Annotated in this window: 18 protein-coding genes and 1 pseudogene; 15 read left to right on the top strand and 4 right to left on the bottom strand. The window is 71.9% G+C overall.

Annotation, left to right across the window (positions count from 1 at the left end; all coding sequences use genetic code 11):
• The first annotated feature begins 11 nt into the window (after positions 1-11).
• From AC1WTP_RS24725 to AC1WTP_RS24705, 5 genes are all read left to right on the top strand, one after another.
• Positions 12-920: a carbohydrate ABC transporter permease gene (locus tag AC1WTP_RS24725; protein ID WP_481651651.1), complete on the top strand. Its 909-nt coding sequence runs from the start codon at positions 12-14 to the stop codon at positions 918-920.
• A complete protein-coding gene (locus AC1WTP_RS24720) occupies positions 917-1,825 on the top strand; it encodes a carbohydrate ABC transporter permease (protein WP_481651650.1) in 909 nt (302 codons plus the stop codon). Before AC1WTP_RS24725 ends, AC1WTP_RS24720 begins: the two co-directional genes overlap by 4 nt.
• Positions 1,826-1,902: 77 nt before the next feature.
• Positions 1,903-2,280, top strand: coding sequence for a VOC family protein (locus tag AC1WTP_RS24715; protein WP_481651649.1), 378 nt, complete (start codon positions 1,903-1,905; stop codon positions 2,278-2,280).
• On the top strand, positions 2,273-2,593 hold the full coding sequence (locus AC1WTP_RS24710) for an ArsR/SmtB family transcription factor (RefSeq protein ID WP_481651648.1): 321 nt from the start codon (positions 2,273-2,275) through the stop codon (positions 2,591-2,593). Before AC1WTP_RS24715 ends, AC1WTP_RS24710 begins: the two co-directional genes overlap by 8 nt.
• Complete coding sequence (locus tag AC1WTP_RS24705; protein WP_481651647.1) at positions 2,586-3,014, top strand: SRPBCC family protein; 429 nt, start codon at positions 2,586-2,588, stop codon at positions 3,012-3,014. Before AC1WTP_RS24710 ends, AC1WTP_RS24705 begins: the two co-directional genes overlap by 8 nt.
• A 297-nt stretch (positions 3,015-3,311) precedes the next feature.
• On the opposite strand, the gene AC1WTP_RS24700 is transcribed toward AC1WTP_RS24705, so the two are convergent.
• On the bottom strand, positions 3,312-4,301 hold the full coding sequence (locus AC1WTP_RS24700) for an N-acetylglucosamine kinase (RefSeq protein WP_481651707.1): 990 nt from the start codon (positions 4,299-4,301) through the stop codon (positions 3,312-3,314).
• A 198-nt stretch (positions 4,302-4,499) separates the two neighbouring features.
• Here AC1WTP_RS24700 and AC1WTP_RS24695 point away from each other — a divergent pair, with 198 nt between their 5' ends.
• From AC1WTP_RS24695 to AC1WTP_RS24660, 8 genes and pseudogenes are all read left to right on the top strand, one after another.
• Entirely contained in the window at positions 4,500-5,456 is a 957-nt protein-coding gene (locus tag AC1WTP_RS24695; protein WP_481651646.1) for a MurR/RpiR family transcriptional regulator, read from the top strand.
• On the top strand, positions 5,453-6,202 hold the full coding sequence (locus AC1WTP_RS24690; protein ID WP_481651645.1) for a sugar isomerase domain-containing protein: 750 nt from the start codon (positions 5,453-5,455) through the stop codon (positions 6,200-6,202). Before AC1WTP_RS24695 ends, AC1WTP_RS24690 begins: the two co-directional genes overlap by 4 nt.
• A 26-nt stretch (positions 6,203-6,228) precedes the next feature.
• On the top strand, positions 6,229-7,662 hold the full coding sequence (gene ngcE / locus AC1WTP_RS24685; RefSeq protein WP_481651644.1) for an N-acetylglucosamine/diacetylchitobiose ABC transporter substrate-binding protein: 1,434 nt from the start codon (positions 6,229-6,231) through the stop codon (positions 7,660-7,662).
• A 31-nt stretch (positions 7,663-7,693) separates the two neighbouring features.
• Complete coding sequence (locus AC1WTP_RS24680; RefSeq protein WP_481651643.1) at positions 7,694-8,605, top strand: carbohydrate ABC transporter permease; 912 nt, start codon at positions 7,694-7,696, stop codon at positions 8,603-8,605.
• Positions 8,606-8,619: 14 nt separating this feature from the next.
• Positions 8,620-9,555, top strand: coding sequence for a carbohydrate ABC transporter permease (locus AC1WTP_RS24675; protein WP_481651642.1), 936 nt, complete (start codon positions 8,620-8,622; stop codon positions 9,553-9,555).
• Between the two features lie 386 nt (positions 9,556-9,941).
• Positions 9,942-11,609, top strand: a complete 1,668-nt coding sequence (locus AC1WTP_RS24670) for a bifunctional 3'-5' exonuclease/DNA polymerase (RefSeq protein ID WP_481651706.1) — start codon at positions 9,942-9,944, stop codon at positions 11,607-11,609.
• 191 nt (positions 11,610-11,800) lie between these two features.
• Positions 11,801-12,394 (top strand): nucleotidyltransferase family protein, encoded by a 594-nt coding sequence (locus AC1WTP_RS24665; protein ID WP_481651705.1) that lies wholly within the window; start codon positions 11,801-11,803, stop codon positions 12,392-12,394.
• Between the two features lie 79 nt (positions 12,395-12,473).
• Positions 12,474-12,595: pseudogene (locus AC1WTP_RS24660) on the top strand (IS5-like element ISFal3A family transposase); the annotation flags it as partial.
• Between the two features lie 64 nt (positions 12,596-12,659).
• Here the strand turns inward: AC1WTP_RS24660 and AC1WTP_RS24655 are convergent.
• A complete protein-coding gene (locus AC1WTP_RS24655; RefSeq protein ID WP_481651641.1) occupies positions 12,660-13,034 on the bottom strand; it encodes a carboxymuconolactone decarboxylase family protein in 375 nt (124 codons plus the stop codon).
• 491 nt (positions 13,035-13,525) lie between these two features.
• On the bottom strand, positions 13,526-14,347 hold the full coding sequence (locus AC1WTP_RS24650) for an alpha/beta fold hydrolase (protein ID WP_481651640.1): 822 nt from the start codon (positions 14,345-14,347) through the stop codon (positions 13,526-13,528).
• Between the two features lie 114 nt (positions 14,348-14,461).
• Here AC1WTP_RS24650 and AC1WTP_RS24645 point away from each other — a divergent pair, with 114 nt between their 5' ends.
• On the top strand, positions 14,462-15,481 hold the full coding sequence (locus AC1WTP_RS24645) for a sigma-70 family RNA polymerase sigma factor (RefSeq protein ID WP_481651639.1): 1,020 nt from the start codon (positions 14,462-14,464) through the stop codon (positions 15,479-15,481).
• Here AC1WTP_RS24645 and AC1WTP_RS24640 read toward each other — a convergent pair.
• Positions 15,395-15,715 (bottom strand): STAS domain-containing protein, encoded by a 321-nt coding sequence (locus AC1WTP_RS24640; protein WP_481651638.1) that lies wholly within the window; start codon positions 15,713-15,715, stop codon positions 15,395-15,397. The two genes, AC1WTP_RS24645 and AC1WTP_RS24640, sit on opposite strands and share 87 nt — an antisense overlap.
• Before the next feature lie 119 nt (positions 15,716-15,834).
• Between AC1WTP_RS24640 and AC1WTP_RS24635 the strand changes: the two genes are divergently transcribed.
• Complete coding sequence (locus tag AC1WTP_RS24635; protein ID WP_481651637.1) at positions 15,835-17,082, top strand: FAD-binding oxidoreductase; 1,248 nt, start codon at positions 15,835-15,837, stop codon at positions 17,080-17,082.
• The last annotated feature ends 10 nt before the right edge of the window (positions 17,083-17,092 follow it).

The following is a 17,092-nucleotide window of genomic DNA, read 5'->3' as shown; positions in this document are numbered from 1 at the left end:
AGGTCCTTCTAGTGAGACATGGCAAGTACCCGCTGATCATCACGTTCCTGGTGCCGCCGCTGCTGCTCTACGGCATCTTCGTGATCTCGCCGTACCTGCAGGCGTTCCAGATCTCGACCACCGACTGGCTCGGCTACTCGGCCGAGGCCAATCCGGTCGGGCTGGCCAACTTCGAGCGGCTGCTGGACGACGGTCGGGTGTGGAACGCGTTGAAGAACAACGCGTGGCTGCTGGCCGTGGTGCCGGTGCTGACCATCGGGTTGGGCCTCTTCTTCGCCACCATGCTCGCCATGGGCGGTCGCAAGGGCCGGGCCGGGGTGACCGGCGTCCGCGGCACGTCGTTCTACCGGATGGTCTACTTCTTCCCGCAGGTGCTCTCGGTGGTCATCATCGCCCTGCTCTGGCGGGAGGTCTACCACCCCAACAGCGGCCTGCTCAACGGCGCCCTGGGCGCCCTCGGCCTGCCCACCCCGACCTGGCTCGGCGATCCGCGTACGGCCTTCTGGTGCGTGCTGGCGGTGATGGTCTGGAGCAACGTGGGCTTCTACGTGGTGCTCTTCGGCGCTGCCATGTCGGCCATCCCGCGGGACATCTACGAGGCGGTGATGCTCGACGGGGCGTCCCGCTGGACCACCCTGCGCAAGGTCACCATCCCGCTGCTCTGGGACACGGTGCAGGTCGCCTGGATCTACCTGGCGATCGCGGCGCTGGACGGGTTCATCCTGATCCAGCAGATGACCAACGGCGGGCCCAACTTCTCCTCCGACGTCATCGGCCTCCGGATGTACGAGACCGCGTTCGGCAGCGAGAACAGGTTCGGCTACGCGTCGGCGATCGGCGTGGTGCTGTTCTTCCTCACCCTGTCGGTGGCGGTGCTGGCACTGCGCGCCGCCCGACGTGATCGGATCGAGTACTCGTGACCATTCTCGACAAGCCCGCGCCCGACGGCACCGCCGCGGCGGAGCGGCCCGCGTCGAAGGACCGGAAGCTGCGCCGCGAGGTCGGCGTCGCCAACGTCTTCTCGCACGGGTTCCTGCTGTTCTGGGGCGCGCTCACGGTGCTGCCGCTGCTCTGGATGTTCCTCAGCTCGTTCAAGAGCGACGGGGAGATCCTCTCCGACCCGTGGGGGCTGCCGGGCGCGCTGCGGCTCGAGAACTGGGCGCGCGCCTGGACCGAGGCGCACATCGGCCAGTACTTCCTGAACAGCGCGATCGTGGTGGCCGGATCGCTCACCCTGACCATGCTGATGGGCGCCACGGCGGCCTACGTGTTCGCCCGGTACGAGTTTCCCGGCCGGCAGGTCTTCTACTACCTGTTCGTCGGCGGGATGATGTTCCCCGTCTTCCTGGCCCTCGTGCCGCTCTTCTTCGTGGTGCGCAACGCCGGTCTCTTCGGCACCTGGACCGGGCTGATGCTGGTGTACGCCGCCTACTCGCTGCCGTTCACGGTGTTCTTCCTGACCGCTTTCTTCCGGACCCTGCCGACCGCGGTCGCCGAGGCGGCGCTGATGGACGGGTGCGGTCACTTCCGGCTCTTCTTCCGGGTGATGCTGCCGATGGCGCGACCGGGTCTGATCAGCATCGCGATCTTCAACTTCCTCAGTCACTGGAACCAGTTCATCCTGCCGCAGGTGCTGATGCAGGGCGACGACTCCAAGTGGGTGCTGGCGCAGGGGCTCGCCGCGCTCGCGGTCAGCCAGGGCTACCAGGGCGACTACAGCGGCCTCTTCGCCGGCCTGACCATCGCGACGCTGCCGGTGCTCGCGGTGTACGTCGCCTTCCAGCGGCAGATCCAGGCGGGCCTGACGGCGGGTCAGCTGAAGTAGGCCCAGTCCGCTACCGATCACCTGCCGCCACGGCTGCCGGTTGACCGGTAGGAAAGTTCCTACCTATTGTGGGTGACATGGCGATCACACACGTGCAACTGGTCTCCGTACCGGTGAGCGACCAGGACCGGGCCCGCGACTTCTACGTCGGCACGCTCGGCTTCGAGCTGCAGGGCGACAACCCGATGGGCCCGGACCGGCGCTGGGTGCAGGTCGCGCCGAAGGGCGGTGCCACCGCGCTGACCCTGGTCACCTGGTTCCCGACCATGCCGCCCGGCTCGCTCAAGGGGCTGGTGCTGGAGACTGACGACCTCGACGCGGACGTGGCGGCGCTGGCGGCGCGTGGCGTCGTCTTCGCCGACGGCGGCATCCAGATCGCCCCCTGGGGGCGGTACGTCACCTTCGACGACCCGGACGGCAACGGCATCGTCCTCCAGGCCACCGCCCGTGGCTGAGTCGGACGTCTTCGCCGCGCTGGCCAACCCGACCCGGCGGGCGGTGCTCCGGCTGCTGCTCGAGCGGGGCGAGCAGCCGGTGCACCGGCTGGCGGAGCACTTCGCCATGCGCCGGCCCAGCCTGTCGGAGCACCTGCGGGTGCTCAAGGAGGCCGGCCTGGTCGTCGAGCAGCCCGCCGGCCGGCAGCGGCTCTACTCGCTGCGTCCCGAGCCGCTGCGCGAGGTCGTCGACTGGCTCACCCCGTACGAGCGGTTCTGGCGCGACCGGCTGGCCGGGCTGCGCGCGGTGCTGGACGAGCTGCCCGATGAGTGACCCGACGACGATCCAGCTGGACGAGTTCCTGGCCCACCCGCCGGCCAAGGTGTGGCGCACGCTGACCGATTCCGATCTGATCGCCCGGTGGCTGATGCCGAACGACTTCGTCCCCGCCGTCGGGCACCGGTTCACGTTCCGTACCGACCCGCGCCCCGGGCAGGAGTTCGACGGGACGGTGCACTGCGAGGTGCTCGACCTCGATCCGCCCCGGCGGCTGGTCTGGGGCTGGCGCGGCGGCCGGCTGGACACGGTGGTGACGTGGACCCTGGTCTCCGAGGGGCGCGGCACCCGGCTCTTCCTGGAGCACGCCGGCTTCGACCCGGACGACCCGATCCAGCGCCGCACCCAGGACCTGCTCGGCGGCGGCTGGCGCTCCCACGTCTTCGCCCGCCTCGCCCGCACCTTCACCACCCCCTGACCCTCCCTGGCCCCTCCCCTCTCTCCGGCCCAAAAGGGTTGATCATTAGCTTTGCGTCAGGATCCCGCTGGCCTGACGCGAACTTCATGATCAACGCCGTGGGTCTCAAGATCGTGCTTCATCCAGGAAGTAGGCCCCTCGGGTCGGGTCGGAGGCCACTACAACAAGGATCGAGCACGATCTTGGCGCGGGGCGCGGGGCGCGGGGCGCGGGGCGCGGGGCGCGGGGCGCGGGGCGCGGGGCGCGGGGCGCGGGGCGCGGGGCGCGGGGCGCGGGGCGCGGGGCGCGGGGCGCGAGTCAGGTGGCGGTGGCAACGAGGAGGGCGTGCAGGGCGACCGGGTCGTCCACCTCGGGCAGTTCCCGGGCGGCGAGCCAGGCCGCCGCGGCGGCGCCGTCCCCGGCGGAGCGCAGCGGTGTGTCCGGCCAGCGCCGGGCCGCCTCGATCCGCACCGCGGCGGCCAGCGGGGTGTCCCCGGTGAGCAGTCCGCCGCCGAGCACGAGCGGGCTGACCGCGCCGGCCGGCCGGATCCGGCGCACGCTCTCCACCAGGTGACCGGCGGCCTCGGCGATCAGTCCGGTCGCCGCCGGCTCGCCGGCCACCGCCGCGGCGACCACTCGCGGGGCCAGCCGGGCAAGTTCCACCGGCGGGCGCCGGGTGACCGCCTGGATCAGCGCGTCGACGGTGTCCCGGGGGCGGGCCGCCACCTCGGCCGTGCCGAGCAGGTCGGTGAGCACCTGCCGGCCCAGCGTCCCCGGCGCCGCTGCGGAGTCCAGGTCGGCCAGGAGCCGGCGGACCGCCTCCCGGCCGAGCCAGAACCCCGAGCCGGCGTCGCCGAGCAGCCAGCCGTGGCCGTCGGCGACCCGGTCCAGCCGCAGGTCGTGCACCTGGGCGGCGATCGCGCCGGTGCCGGCGATGAGCACCGTTCCGTCCGGGGCGGCGGTGCCCGAGGCGTACGCGACGAGCGCGTCGCCGTGCACCGCGTACGGGCAGCGCAGGCCGGCGTCGTGCCAGGCCCGGTCGAAGGCGTCCCGCCCGGCGGGGTCGGCGAGCAGGCGGCCGGCCCCGGCGAGCCCGATGGTGCCGGCGCGTACCCGGGCGGGGTCGACGTCGGCGAGCGCGCCGCGCAGGGCGGCGAGGAGTTCGGCCGCCGCCCGTTCGGCGCCGTGGCTGGTCGGGTTTCCGCCGCCGGCCCGGCCGTCGCCCAGCCGCCGCCCGTCCAGGGTGAGGGCGGTCGCCCGGGTGGACGTACCCCCGACGTCGAGACCAACCACGACGGTGTCGGACATCGGCACGGGCCCCTCCTGCTGCGCTGCGGTGGCGGATTCATGCTGGTCGGCCCGGTGCGCGCAGGCAAGGTCGGGGACCGCCGGCGAGCTGTGCGCCAGGTAACAGTTTGAAAACTTCGCCCACGGTCTTGACACGGAGGGCCCTGCAGTAAGAACTTTTACCACTAACAGTTAACAGTCTTTTCGGAAAGGCGTCCCATGGTTGATCACGAGGTGGACACCTCCGCGGGGACCGCGGTGGTCGACGCCGACGCGTTCGACCGACGGGGCGGGCTGCCCTCCGACGGGGTGTTGGCCCGGGTGCGCAGCGGCCTCGACGAGCTGACCGGTGCGCTGCGCCGGGTCGCCGAGCACGTGCTGAGCGACCCGGAGGCGGCCGCCAGAGCCACCATAGTGGAACTGGCCGAGCGCAGCGGGACCTCGCCCGCCACCATCACCCGATTCTGCCGGGCGATGGGCTTCGAGGGCTACGCCGACCTGCGACTGGGCATCGCCGCCGAAACCGGGCGGGCCCGCTCCGCGGGCTGGACCGTCGACATCGGACGCGAGATCCAGCCCAACGACCCGCTGGAGCGGGTGCTCGACCAGATCATGGCCGCCGACACCCGGGCCATGCACGACACCGCCGCGCTGCTCGACCTCGCCGAGGTGGAGCGGGCCGCGGTGGCCATCGCCGGCGCCTCCCGGGTGAACATCTTCGGCGCCAGCGGCAGCGCGCTGGTCGGCGAGGAGATGCAGTTCAGCCTGCACCGGATCGGGGTGGCCGCCTGGGCCTGGAACGACGTGCACTCCGGGCTCGCCTCGGCCGCGCTGCTGCGCCCCGGCGACGTGGCGCTCGGCATCTCGCACACCGGGCAGACCCGGGAGACCATCGAGGTGCTCGCCGAGGCGGGCAGCCGGGGCGCGACCACGGTGGCGCTGACCGGCTTCCCCCGCTCGCCGCTGGCCGAGCTGGCCGACCTGGTGCTGGTCACCGCCAGCCAGGCGACCACCTTCCGGCCCGACGCGCTCTCCGCCCGGCACCCGCAGCTGGTGGTGCTCGACCTGCTCTACATCGCCGTCGCCCAGCGCACCCACGACCGCGCCCACGCGGCCTTCCGGCGTACCGCCCAGGCCGTCGACGGGCACAAGGCCGCGAAGGAGGCCCGCGCATGATCAGTGCCCAGGGGTACGCGGAAGCGGTCCGTCCGGTGCTCGACCGGCTGGTCGACGCCAGCGCGGACGGGATCGCCGCCGCCGCCGACCTGATCGCCGGCAGCCTGCGCGCGGGCGGGGTGCTCCAGGCGTTCGGGGCCGGGCACTCCGAGGCGTTCGCCGCCGAACTGGTCGCCCGGGCCGGCGGCCTGGTCCCCACCAACCGGCTCTCCATCCACGACCTGGTGCTGCACGGCGACGCCCCGCGCGGCGTGCTCGCCGATCCGAAGCTGGAGCGCGACCCCACCATCGCCCACCAGATCTACGCCCTGGCGGACCCCCAGCCGCAGGACGTGTTCGTGGTGGCGTCCCAGTCCGGCATCAACGGCTCGGTGGTCGAGCTGGCGGCGCTGGTCACCGGGCGCGGTCATCCGTTGATCGCGGTCACCTCGGTCGAGCACACGGCACGGGTCGCCCCCCGGCACCCGTCCGGCCGGCGGCTCGCCGACCTCGCCGACGTCGTGCTGGACAACGGCGCGCCGTACGGCGACGCACTGCTGCCGCTCGAGGGCGGCGGCGCGGTCTGTGCGGTCTCCTCGGTCACCGCGGCGCTGCTGGCGCAGCTGCTGACCGCCGAGGTCGTACGACGGTTCCACCAGGCCGGAGAGGTACCCCCTATCTACCTCTCCGCCAACGTCCCCGGCGGGGACGAGCACAACCTCGCCCTCGAGTCGCGGTACGCCGGGCGCCTCCGGCGGACCGCCTGACCCGAACATCTCAAGGAGAGACGACGATGTCGATTACCCCCGAGAACCCGGCCGACCTGAGCCGCCGGACCGTGCTGCGCCGGGCCGCCGCGGTGGGCCTGCTGGCCACCCCGGCCGTCGGTCTGCTGAGCGGTTGCGTCAGCGGCGGCGACGACGAGCCGACCGACCAGGCCGCCGGTGAGAAGTCCGCGGAGAACCCGCTGGGCGTCAAGGACGACGCCGCCCTGGAGGTGGTCATCTTCAACGGTGGCCTGGGCACCAAGTACGCCACCGACGTGCACATCCCGTCGTACAAGAAGAAGTTCCCCAAGGCGGAGGTGAAGTTCTCCCAGACCGAGGAGGTCGCCACCGTCCTGCAGCCGCGGTTCACCAGCAACACCCCGCCGGACATGGTGAACAACGCCGGCTCGAAGCTGATGGACCAGGGCGCGCTGGTGCAGGCCGGCCAGGTGCAGGACCTCACCGAGCTGTTCGACGCGCCGTCGCTGGACGACGCGAGCAAGAAGGTCAAGGACACCCTGATCCCGGGCACCGTCGAGCAGGGCACCTTCAACGGCAAGCCGTACGTGCTCAACTACGCCTTCACCGTCTTCGGGCTCTGGTACGACAGCGCGTTGTTCGAGAAGAACGGTTGGGCCGCGCCGAAGAACTGGACCGAGTTCACCGCGCTCTGCGACAAGATCAAGGCGGCCGGCATCACCCCGTACTCGTACGCCGGGGCGAACGCCGCGTACTACCAGTACCTGGTCATCCTGACCAGCGCCGCCAAGATCGGCGGGCCGGACGTGCTGAAGAACATCGACAACCTGGAGGACGGCGCCTGGCAGGCCGAGCCGGTCAAGCAGGCCGCGGCGGCCTGGGCCGAGATCGGCGCCAAGTACGGCAACAAGGCGCACCTGGGCCTCAAGCACACCGAGGTCCAGCTCCAGCAGAACCAGGGCAAGGTGGCGTTCTACCCCAGCGGCTCCTGGCTGGAGAACGAGCAGGCCAAGGACACCCCGCCCGGGTTCAAGTACGCGGTCATGCCGGTTCCCAGCGTGACCACCTCGGACAAGCTGCCGCAGACCGCGATCTACGCGGCGGCCGGCGAGATGTACTTCGTCGCCTCGAAGGGCAAGAACCCGCGCGGCGGCATGGAGTACCTGCGGCACATGCTCTCCAAGGAGGGCGCGAAGGGCTTCACCGAGCTGACCAAGGTGCTCACCGTGGTCAAGGGCGCGGTCGACGGCCTGGAGATCTCGCCCGGTCTCACCAGCGGCAACGCGATGCTGTCGGCGGCCGGCAGCGACTACTTCGCCTACCGCTTCGACACCTGGTACAAGAAGCTCGACGACGAGGCGCGGGCGGCCACCAACGAGCTGATGTTCAACGGCGGCAACGCGCAGAAGTTCTGCGACCGGATGCAGAAGGTCGCCGACGCGGTGAAGAAGGACTCGTCCATCGAGAAGTTCAAGCGCTGAGCCGGGCGTAGGGAACGAGCGGAGAACAACCATGCGGCATGGCAGGTACCCGTTCATCGTCGGCTTCCTGGCGGTGCCGGTCGCGATCTACGTGACCTTCGTCATCGGGCCGTACGCCCAGGCGTTCTATCTCGCCACCACCAACTGGCGGGGAGTGAGCGCCAACCCGAAGTTCATCGGTCTGGAGAACTTCGAGCGGCTGCTGTCCGACGACATCTTCTGGAAAGCGGTCCGGCACCACGGTGTCCTGCTGCTTGCCATGCCGCTGCTCACGATCGTCATCGCGCTCTTCTTCGCCTTCATGCTCAACGTGGGCGGGGGGAGCCGGGGCGGCGTGATGACCGGGGTCTGGGGGTCGAGGTTCTACCGGGTGGTGTTCTTCTTCCCCCAGGTCCTGGCCGTGGTCATCGTCGGCGTGATCTTCAGCCGGGTTTACGCCCCGGACGACAGCGGGCTGCTCAACGGTGCGCTGGGGCTGGTCGGGGCGGACCCGGTGCTCTTCATGGCCAATCCGAAGATCGCGCTCTGGTCGATCGTCGGCGTGCTGGTCTGGCAGGCGGTCGGCTTCTACGTGGTGCTCTTCAGCGCCGGCATGGCGTCGGTGCCGAAGGACATCTACGAGGCGGCGACCATCGACGGGGCCGGCCGGTCGGCGATGTTCTTCCGGATCACCCTGCCGCTGCTCTGGGACACCCTCCAGGTCGCCTGGGTCTACCTCGGCATCGCCGCCTTCGACGCCTTCGCCATCGTGCAGGTGCTCTCGGTCGACCAGGGCGGCCCGGACGGGGCCACCACCGTGCTGGGCATGGAGATCTACCGCAACGCGTTCAGCTACTCCCAGTTCGGCTACGCCTCGGCGATGGGCGTGGCGCTGTTCTTCCTGACGATCACGTTCGCGGCGCTCACCCTGCGCGTCAGCCGGCGTGACACGATCGAGCTGTAAGGCGGGGTCTGAAGATGACGACAGAAATCGCTCCGAGTGCGCCGGCGGCCCCGGCCGGCCCGGGCACCCCCGACCCCCGGCGGGGCCGGCTCGGGCGGCGCGGGCAGCGCGCCGAGGTCGGCCTGCTCAGCGGCCTCGGGCACATCGCCCTGCTGGTCTGGGCGATCCTCGTGGTCGCTCCGCTGCTCTGGACCATCCTCGCCTCGTTCAAGAGCAACACCGAGATCTTCCTGGGCAGCCCCTTCGCGCTGCCGACGGAGTTCAGCTTCGGCAGCTACGCCCGCGCCTGGAGCGAGGCGAACGTCGGCCGGTACTTCCTCAACAGCGTCTTCGTGGTGACGCTGAGCACCGCCGGCACCATGCTGTTCGGGTCGATGGCCGCGTACGTGCTGGCCCGCTATCCGTTCCCGGGCAACCGGGCGATCTACTACCTGTTCGTCTCCGGCCTGGCGTTCCCGGTGTTCCTCGCCCTGGTGCCGCTCTTCCTGGTGGTCAACAACCTGGGCCTGCTGAACACCTACACCGGCCTGATCCTGGTCTACATCGCCTACTCACTGCCGTTCACCGTCTTCTTCCTGGCGGCGTTCTTCAAGACCCTGCCGCAGTCGGTGGCGGAGGCGGCGATGATCGACGGCGCGTCGCACACCCGGCTGTTCTTCCGGATCATGATGCCGATGGCCCGGCCGGGCCTGGTCAGCATCGCGATCTTCAACATCATCGGCCAGTGGAACCAGTACCTGCTGCCGGTGGCGCTGATGCAGGGGCAGGGCGCCGACCAGAAGTGGGTGCTCACCCAGGGCATCGCCAGCATCTCCACCTCAGCCGGCTACGAGGCGGACTGGGCGGCGCTCTTCGCCGCGCTGACCCTCTCCATCCTGCCGATGATCGTCGTCTACGCGATCTTCCAGCGGCAGATCCAGTCCGGCCTCACCTCCGGCGCCGTCAAGTAACGCCGGCCGCCGAACCCCGGCCGGTCCGGGCCGGGGGCTCGGTGCGGGAAGGCATTCAAAGAGTGGCCGTTCCACGGGGACGGCCACTCTTTGGGTGGCCGCTCCCGGGCATCTGGCCGACGCCGCACCACGCCGCCGCCCGGCGACGCCCGTTCCGCCGCCGGCACCCCGGACGCGGGCGGTTCGACACGGACGCGCGTCGCTCCCGGCGCGGGTGTGCGTCGCTCCGGGGGCGGGTGTTCGTCGCCCCGGGCGGGGGCGGTGTCGGCCGGGTAGGGCGGTGTCGCCCGGGCGGGGGCGGTGTCGGCCCGGGGGCGCGGTGTCGCCCCGGGCGGGGGCGGCGGGGAGTGTCGCAGGGGCGAGGCAGAATCGCATCCGTGCTGGTGATGGCGGTGGTGTCCGACGAGCGGGGCGGGGGCGTCCTGCAACCGCTCGACGCCACCGGCCGGCCGGCCGGCCCGGTCGAGCCGGCCGCCGACCTGGCCGCCGCGGTGGCCGCCCGGGAGCGCGCCGAGCAACCGCGCTGGGTCTGGGCGTCCGGGGCGGTGGTCTACCCGGCCCTGCTGCGCGCCGGGGTGCGGGTCGAGCGCTGCCACGACGTGGAGCTGACCGAGGCGCTGCTGCTGGGTCACGCCGGCCGCTGGGGCGAGCCGCGCTCGCTGGCCGCCGCCCGGGCCCGGCTCACCGGCGCCCCGGTGCCGGCCGACCCGCCGCCGCGCCCGGCCGCGCCGCCCGGCCACGGCCAGGGCGCGCTCTTCGACACCCTGCCCGGCCCGCCGGGGCCCGGCATCGAGGCCCTGGTCGAGGTGTACGCCGACCAGCTCGCCCGGATCGCCGCCACCGAGCATCCCGGCCGGTTCCGGCTGCTGGTGGCCGCCGAGTCGGCGGGTGCCCTGATCGCCGTGGAGATGGGCGCCGCCGGGCTGCCCTGGCGGGCCGAGGTGCACGACGAGATCCTCGCCGAGCTGCTCGGCGAGCCGTCCCCGGTCGGCGGTCCGCCCCGCCGGCTGGCCGAGCTGGCGGCCCGGATCGCCGACGCGTTCGGCGTACGCCAGCTGCACGCCGACTCCCCGGCGGAGCTGTTGCGGGCGTTCGCCCGCGCGGGCGTCGAGTTGCCCAACACCCGGGCCTGGGTGCTGCGCGGGGTGGACCACCCGGCGGTGCCGCTGGTGCTGGAATACAAGGAGCTCTACCGGATCTGGACGGCGCACGGCTGGGCCTGGCGCGACGCCTGGGTGCGCGACGGCCGGTTCCAGCCGGAGTACGTCCCCGGCGGGGTGGTCTCCGGCCGGTGGGCGACCCGGGGCGGCGGCGCGTTGCAGATCCCGAAGGTGATCCGTCGGGCGGTGGTGGCCGATCCGGGCTGGCGGTTCGTGGTCGCCGACGCCGGCCAGCTGGAGCCCCGGGTGCTCGCCGCGGTCTCCGGCGACGCCCGGCTCGCCGCGGCCGGCGGGGCCGGCGACCTCTACGCCGCGCTCGCCCAGGACGCGTTCGGCGGCGACCGGGCCCGGGCCAAGGTGGCCCTGCTCGGCGCGATGTACGGACAGACCGGCGGCGCGGCGGTGCCGGCGCTGGCCGTGCTGCGCCGCAACTACCCGACCGCCTTCGGCTACGTCGAGGCGGCCGCCCGCACCGGCGAGGCCGGCGGGCTGGTCCGCTCCTGGCTCGGGCGCACCTGCCCGCCCGGGACGGCCGGCTTCGCCGACGGCGACCAGGGCGATCCGGACGCCGGGGCCGACCCGCAGTCGAGCCGGGCCCGGGCGGCTCGGTCCCGGGGCCGGTTCACCCGCAACTTCGTCATCCAGGCCACCGCCGCCGAGTGGGCCGCCACGCTGCTGGCCACGCTCCGCGGCGAGCTCGCCGGCAGCGCCGCCGAGCTGGTCTTCTTCCAGCACGACGAGGTGATCGTGCACTGCCCGGCCGGGCAGGCCGACGCCGTGGCCGAGGCGGTGCGCCGCTGCGGCGAGCGGGCTGCCGGCCTGCTCTTCGGCGACACTCCGGTGCGGTTCCCGCTCGACCTGTCCATCGTCGACTGCTACGCCGACGCGGCCTGACGAGCCTGATCGCCGGCACAGGCGGCGACCGTTGGTCCGGTGGATAACGGTTGCACTATTCTTCCTTTTCGCCCCGCTACCCGATCCCCCTCCTCCTCGTTGCTCCCGATGTCCGTACGACGGAGCGGGCCGTGCCTCGGGCCACGGTCCGCTCCACGGTGGAGGGGGCGCAGCTGAACCGGATCGCAGGAATGATCATCGCCGCGGGCGGCGGCCGCCGGATCGGTGGCCCGGAGGCGTTGCTGCACCAGGGGGAGAAGCCCCTGGTCAGCCGGATGATCGACACGATGGCCGAGGCGGGCTGTGCGCGGATCGTGGTGGTGCTGGGCGCCGCGGCCGACCAGGTCCGCGAGACGGCGGACCTGACCGGGGCCACCGTGGTGGTCAACCGGGCCTGGGGGACCGGGGTCGGCTCGTCCATCCGCGCCGGCCTCGCCGCGCTGGACGACGAGGCGATCGAGGCGGTCGTGGTGGTACCGGTCGACATGCCCGGCCTGACCCCCGCCGCGGTGCGCCGGGTGGTCGCCCTCCCGTACCCGGACGTGCTGGTCTGCGCCACCTACAGCGGGCTGCGCGGCTACCCGATGCTGTTCGGCCGCCGGCACTGGTCCGGCATCGCCACCCTGGCCAGCGCCGACGTCGGCGCCCGGCCCTACCTGCTGGCGCACAAGGACCAGATCGTCGACATCTCGTGCGACTCGGTGGCCGACGGCAGCCGTGTGGACACGCCGGAGTTGATGGCGCTCTACGGCCTCACCGTCCCGCCGCAGCGCGTGGGCGTCTAGGCGACGGTCCGGGATTCAGCCTTAGCGGGTGTTCGAGAAGGTCTGTTGTGGACCGCCTGGCGAGACGAAACCTGACAGCCGGGGCTACGACGCTGGGAAGAAGATCAACGGTCGGAAGCGGTTCATCATCTCCGACACCTTGGGCCTGTTTTGGTCACCGTGACCGTGATCGCGGCGAGCTGGCAGGACCGCGACAGTGCCAAGGTCGCCAGCAGGAAGACCGGACGGCCGCCAGCCTGTTCCGACGACAGGGCCGGGTATCAACTCACCCGGGAGGCGCCGTCGTGGGCATGGCGCCCTCGGCGAGCTTGAGTCGCGTCCAGATGTTCATGTTGATCACAACGGCCACGATCTCCAGGATCTCGTCCTCCGTGAAGTGCGTGGTCATCCTGTCGTGTGCCTCCTGGACCCGGTTGTTGACGGTGGCGTCGGCGGCTCGGGTCAACGCCTCGGCGTAGGCCAGCGCGGCGCGCTCCTCCTCGGTGAACAGGTGCGTCTCCCACCACGCGGTGAGGGTCTCGATCTTGGACGGCGGGATGTCGGCGGTACGGGCGGCGGCGTGGTGCACCAGAAGGCAGTAGCTGCAATTGTTGATCTGTGCGACGCGTAACCGCAGAAGCTGGGCCAGGGCCTGTTCCACCTGGAGTGTGGCGGTATGGCCGAAAGCTGCGGCCCCGGCGTTGGCCAGAGCCATGAGTTGCGCGTTTGACGTGGCGTTCAGTCGGACGTTCCGGATCCTGGTATCCAAGAGATGACCTCCTGTAGGTCACAACGACAACACCAGTGGTGGGGACGTCCATGCCGGTGGACAGCCGGATCGGGATTCCCGGCAGCCTTGATAGGCGGGTGCAGGTCGGGTACCACGGCTCGATCAGCGCCACTGGGCATCGGTCACGCCGAGGGGGAGCCACGACGCGCAGACACCGGCCACCCTGTCCGACCTGCCAGCAGGTTTCATCCCGCCACGCCATCCACCGCAGACCTTCTCAAACACCCTCCTGGAGCTGCCTGGCTATGGCCGAGGGCGGCCGGTTCACTGGTGCACCGACCGCCCTTCGGTTGCCCATGGTCCGTCGACAGCGGCCAGCCGGAGGCGATGAGCGACCGCTGGCAGGTGACCCGGCCGCCGGCTCAGTTCTGCTTGTCGAGAAAGGCGAGGGTGACCGCGGCGAAGAGCGGGGAGACGCCGATGTCGTAGTGCGTCAACCCGGGCAGGATGGACAGCGCGTGGCCGCCCTTCGGCCGGCTCTCGCCCATCCAGCCGCCGTCCCGCAGGCCGCCGTCGAGCAGCTTGAAGACCTCGACGTAGTGGCTCGGCGGCGCCATGTCCGCGTCGGCGGCGACGATCAGCGTCGGCACCTGCAGGCCGCGGACCTCCTCGGTGTAGTCGAAGTCCTTCGCCATCGCCGCACCGATCTTGTCCAGCAGCCGGGGGAAGTCCTCCGGGCGCGGCGCCACCCGCTGGTAGAGCTCGTACATCGGGGTGTCCTTCATGAACTCGGCGGCCGCCGCGCTCACCTGGCCCTGCTGCTGAAGCATCTCCGGGTAGATCGCGTCGCGGCGGATGTGCGCCGACGCGGCGACGAGCCGGCCCACCGTGTGCGGGTGCCTGATCGCCAGCTGGAGCGCGACCCCGCCACCGAGGGAGTAGCCGGCGACGTCCGGCTTCTGCAGCCCGAGGTGGTCGATGAGCGCGGCAACGTCGTCGGCCATCAGCGTCACGTCGAGCGGCCGGTCGATGTCGGCGGTGCGGCCGTGCCCCTGCAGGTCCACCAGGATGACCTGGTGGTGCTCGGCCAGCACGGGCAGGATCGGCGCGAACATCTCACCCGAGCAGAGACCTCCGTGCAGCAGGATCATCGGGCGTCCCGCGCCGTGCGTCTCGTAGTACAGGTTGATGCCGTTGACGTCGGCGTACTGCCCCGAGCCGGTGCTCCACTGCGTGGCGGTCATGATGTGCTCCTCGTGAGTCGTCGTCGAGTTGACACCGGTACTGACCGGCGGGGCCCCGGGAACTCATCGCTGCCGGCGGCGTGAATTTTCCGAGCCGGGCGGGACCGGGCCGCGATGGTGGACGGCGCCGTCGGAGTGGTCGGCTACCGTGGTCGGGTGAGTGATGTGGCGACCGGCACACCGGTCGAGGCGCAACTTGAGGCGTACCGGTCGGAGCTGACCGGCTACTGCTACCGGATGCTGGGGTCCGTCTTCGAGGCCGAGGACGCCGTGCAGGACACGTTCGTACGGGCCTGGCGCGGCTTCGATCGGTTCGAAGGGCGGTCGGCGCTGCGCTCGTGGCTGTACCGGATCGCGACGAACGTCTGCCTGACCATGCTCTCCAGCGCCCAGCGGCGGGTCCTGCCGATGGACCTCGGCCCGGCCGGCTCCGGCCGCGCCACCGAGCCGGGTGAGCCGCGCCCCGACGAGATCTGGGTGGGCCCGGCGCCGGACAGCCGGGTGCTGCCGGAAACCAGCGACCCGGCCGACGTGGTCGCCGAGCGCGAGTCCGTCCGGCTGGCGTTCGTCGCGGCGCTGCAAAACCTGCCACCGCGCCAGCGGGCCGTGCTGATCCTGCGCGAGGTGCTGGCGTGGTCGGCCCAGGAGGTCGCCGATCTCCTCGACACCTCGGTGGCGAGCGTCAACAGCGCCCTTCAGCGGGCCCGCACCACACTCGCGACCGCCGACATCGCCACCGGCGTGTACAAGCCGATGGACGACGAGCAGCAGGCGCTGCTCGCGCGTTACGTGAAGGCCTTCGAGGCGTACGACCTGGAGGCGCTCACGACGCTGCTGCACGAGGACGTGACGCTGTCGATGCCGCCGCTGCCGCTGTGGCTGCGCGGCCACGCCGACATCCTCGCCTGGATGTCCGGTACGGGCAGCGGTTGCCGCGGGTCCCGGCTGGTGCCGGTGGCGGCCAACGGCATGCCGGCGTTCGGGCAGTACCGGCCCAGCCTCACCGGGTCGGGGCACGACCCGTGGGCGCTGATCGTGCTGGAGCTCTCAGCCGGGCGGATCACCGCGGTCACCAACTTCCTCGACACCGCCCGCCTGTTCCCGGTGTTCGGCCTGCCGGCCCGCCTCGGGTAACGCGTCGGCCAGCCCGAGCAGGGCGACGAGCTGCCGCAGACCCGGGCCGGCGCCGCTGACGACCAGGCACCAGCCTTGCCGCCGCGCGGTCACGCGCAGCCGAGCCAGCGCCTCGACCGTCACCACGTCGGGCCGGGCGATGCCGGCCACGTCGCAGGTCACGACGCCAGGGCCACGGCCACGTAGCCGCTCGGCGAGTTCCGCGCACACGACGGGAATGTCGGTGCGGGTCACCGTCGGACCGACGGGAAAGGAGATCGCGGGGGCCACCACCTGGATAGGACCATCCGGGGACGGGAAACTCATCGCTCCCCGGACCGATGAGTTGCGTGCGACCCGGGGGTCTGACGGGCATGACGATCCGACAGACGCTGCGTACCGGCGGCCCCGTCTTCCTGCCCGGCGACAAGGGCTACGACGAGCACCGCAGGCCCCTCAACCCCGCTCTCGACCCTCATCCCGCCGCCGTGGTCCGTGCCGCCGGCCCGGCCGACGTGCGTCAGGCGGTGCTGGCCGCCCGTCGCCACGCGTTGCCGTTCGCCGTCCAGGCCACCGGTCACGGCACCCACCTGGCGCACGACGGAGCGCTGCTGCTCAACACCGGCGCGATGGCGTCGGTCCTGATCGACCCGGACCGCCGGGTCGCCCGCGTCGGCCCCGGCGCGCGGTGGGGCGACGTGCTGAGGGCAGCCGCTCCGTTCGGGCTCGCGGCGCTCTCCGGCTCCTCACCCGACGTGGGGGTGACCGGCTACACGCTGGGCGGCGGCCTGGGCTGGCTGGCCCGCCGGCACGGCCTCGCCGCCGACAGTGTGCTGCGCGCACAGGTCGTCACCGCCGACGGAAGGCTGGAGACGGCCAGCGCCGAACGGAACCCCGACCTGTTCTGGGCGCTGCGCGGCGGCGGAGGCTCGTTCGGCGTGGTCACCGCACTCGAGTTCCGCCTCTACCCGGTCACGCGGGTGTACGCCGGCGCGGTCACCTTCGGCCGCGAGCGGGCCGCCGAGACGCTCGCCTTCTACCGGCAGTGGATCGAACGGGTGCCGGACTCGCTCAGCACCGCCGTGCTCCTCACCCGTGACGGATCGCTCGTCGTCAAGGCGATGTACGCCGGTGACGCCGACCGCGGCCGGGCACTGCTGGAGCCGCTGTGGGCGGTCGCCGGGCCGGTCGCCGCGGACGACATGCGGGTCGTCGACTACGCGCAGGCCGCGATGGGCGGCACCTTCGCCCGTACGTTCGACCAGGTCCGCACGCTCGACGATGATCTGGTGGCCGCGCTGGTGGCCGAGCCGGACGCCACCGTAGAGATCCGCCAATGGGGCGGCCGCATCGCCCGTGACGACGGCGCCGCCGCCCATCGCGACGCCCCACTGTCGGTCATCCTCGACACGGTGCCGTCCGCGCAGACCGGGGCGGCGCTGTCCCGCTGTGGTCTCGGCAGCAGCTTCCTCAACTTCCTGCGTGACCCGTCCCGCACCGCGTCGGCGTTCACCCCGCAGAACTGGGCAGCGTTGCGCCGCATCAGGGCGACCTACGACCCGGACGGCGTCTTCGACGCGGGCCATGCCGTCCCGCCGGCCGCGACCTCGGCCTCCGCCTAGGGTCTGTCCC

The sequence above is a fragment of the Micromonospora sp. R311 genome (assembly GCF_056780015.1).
The sequence above is the reverse complement of the archived record's forward strand: the minus strand, read 5'-3'. Positions and strand labels throughout refer to the sequence as shown.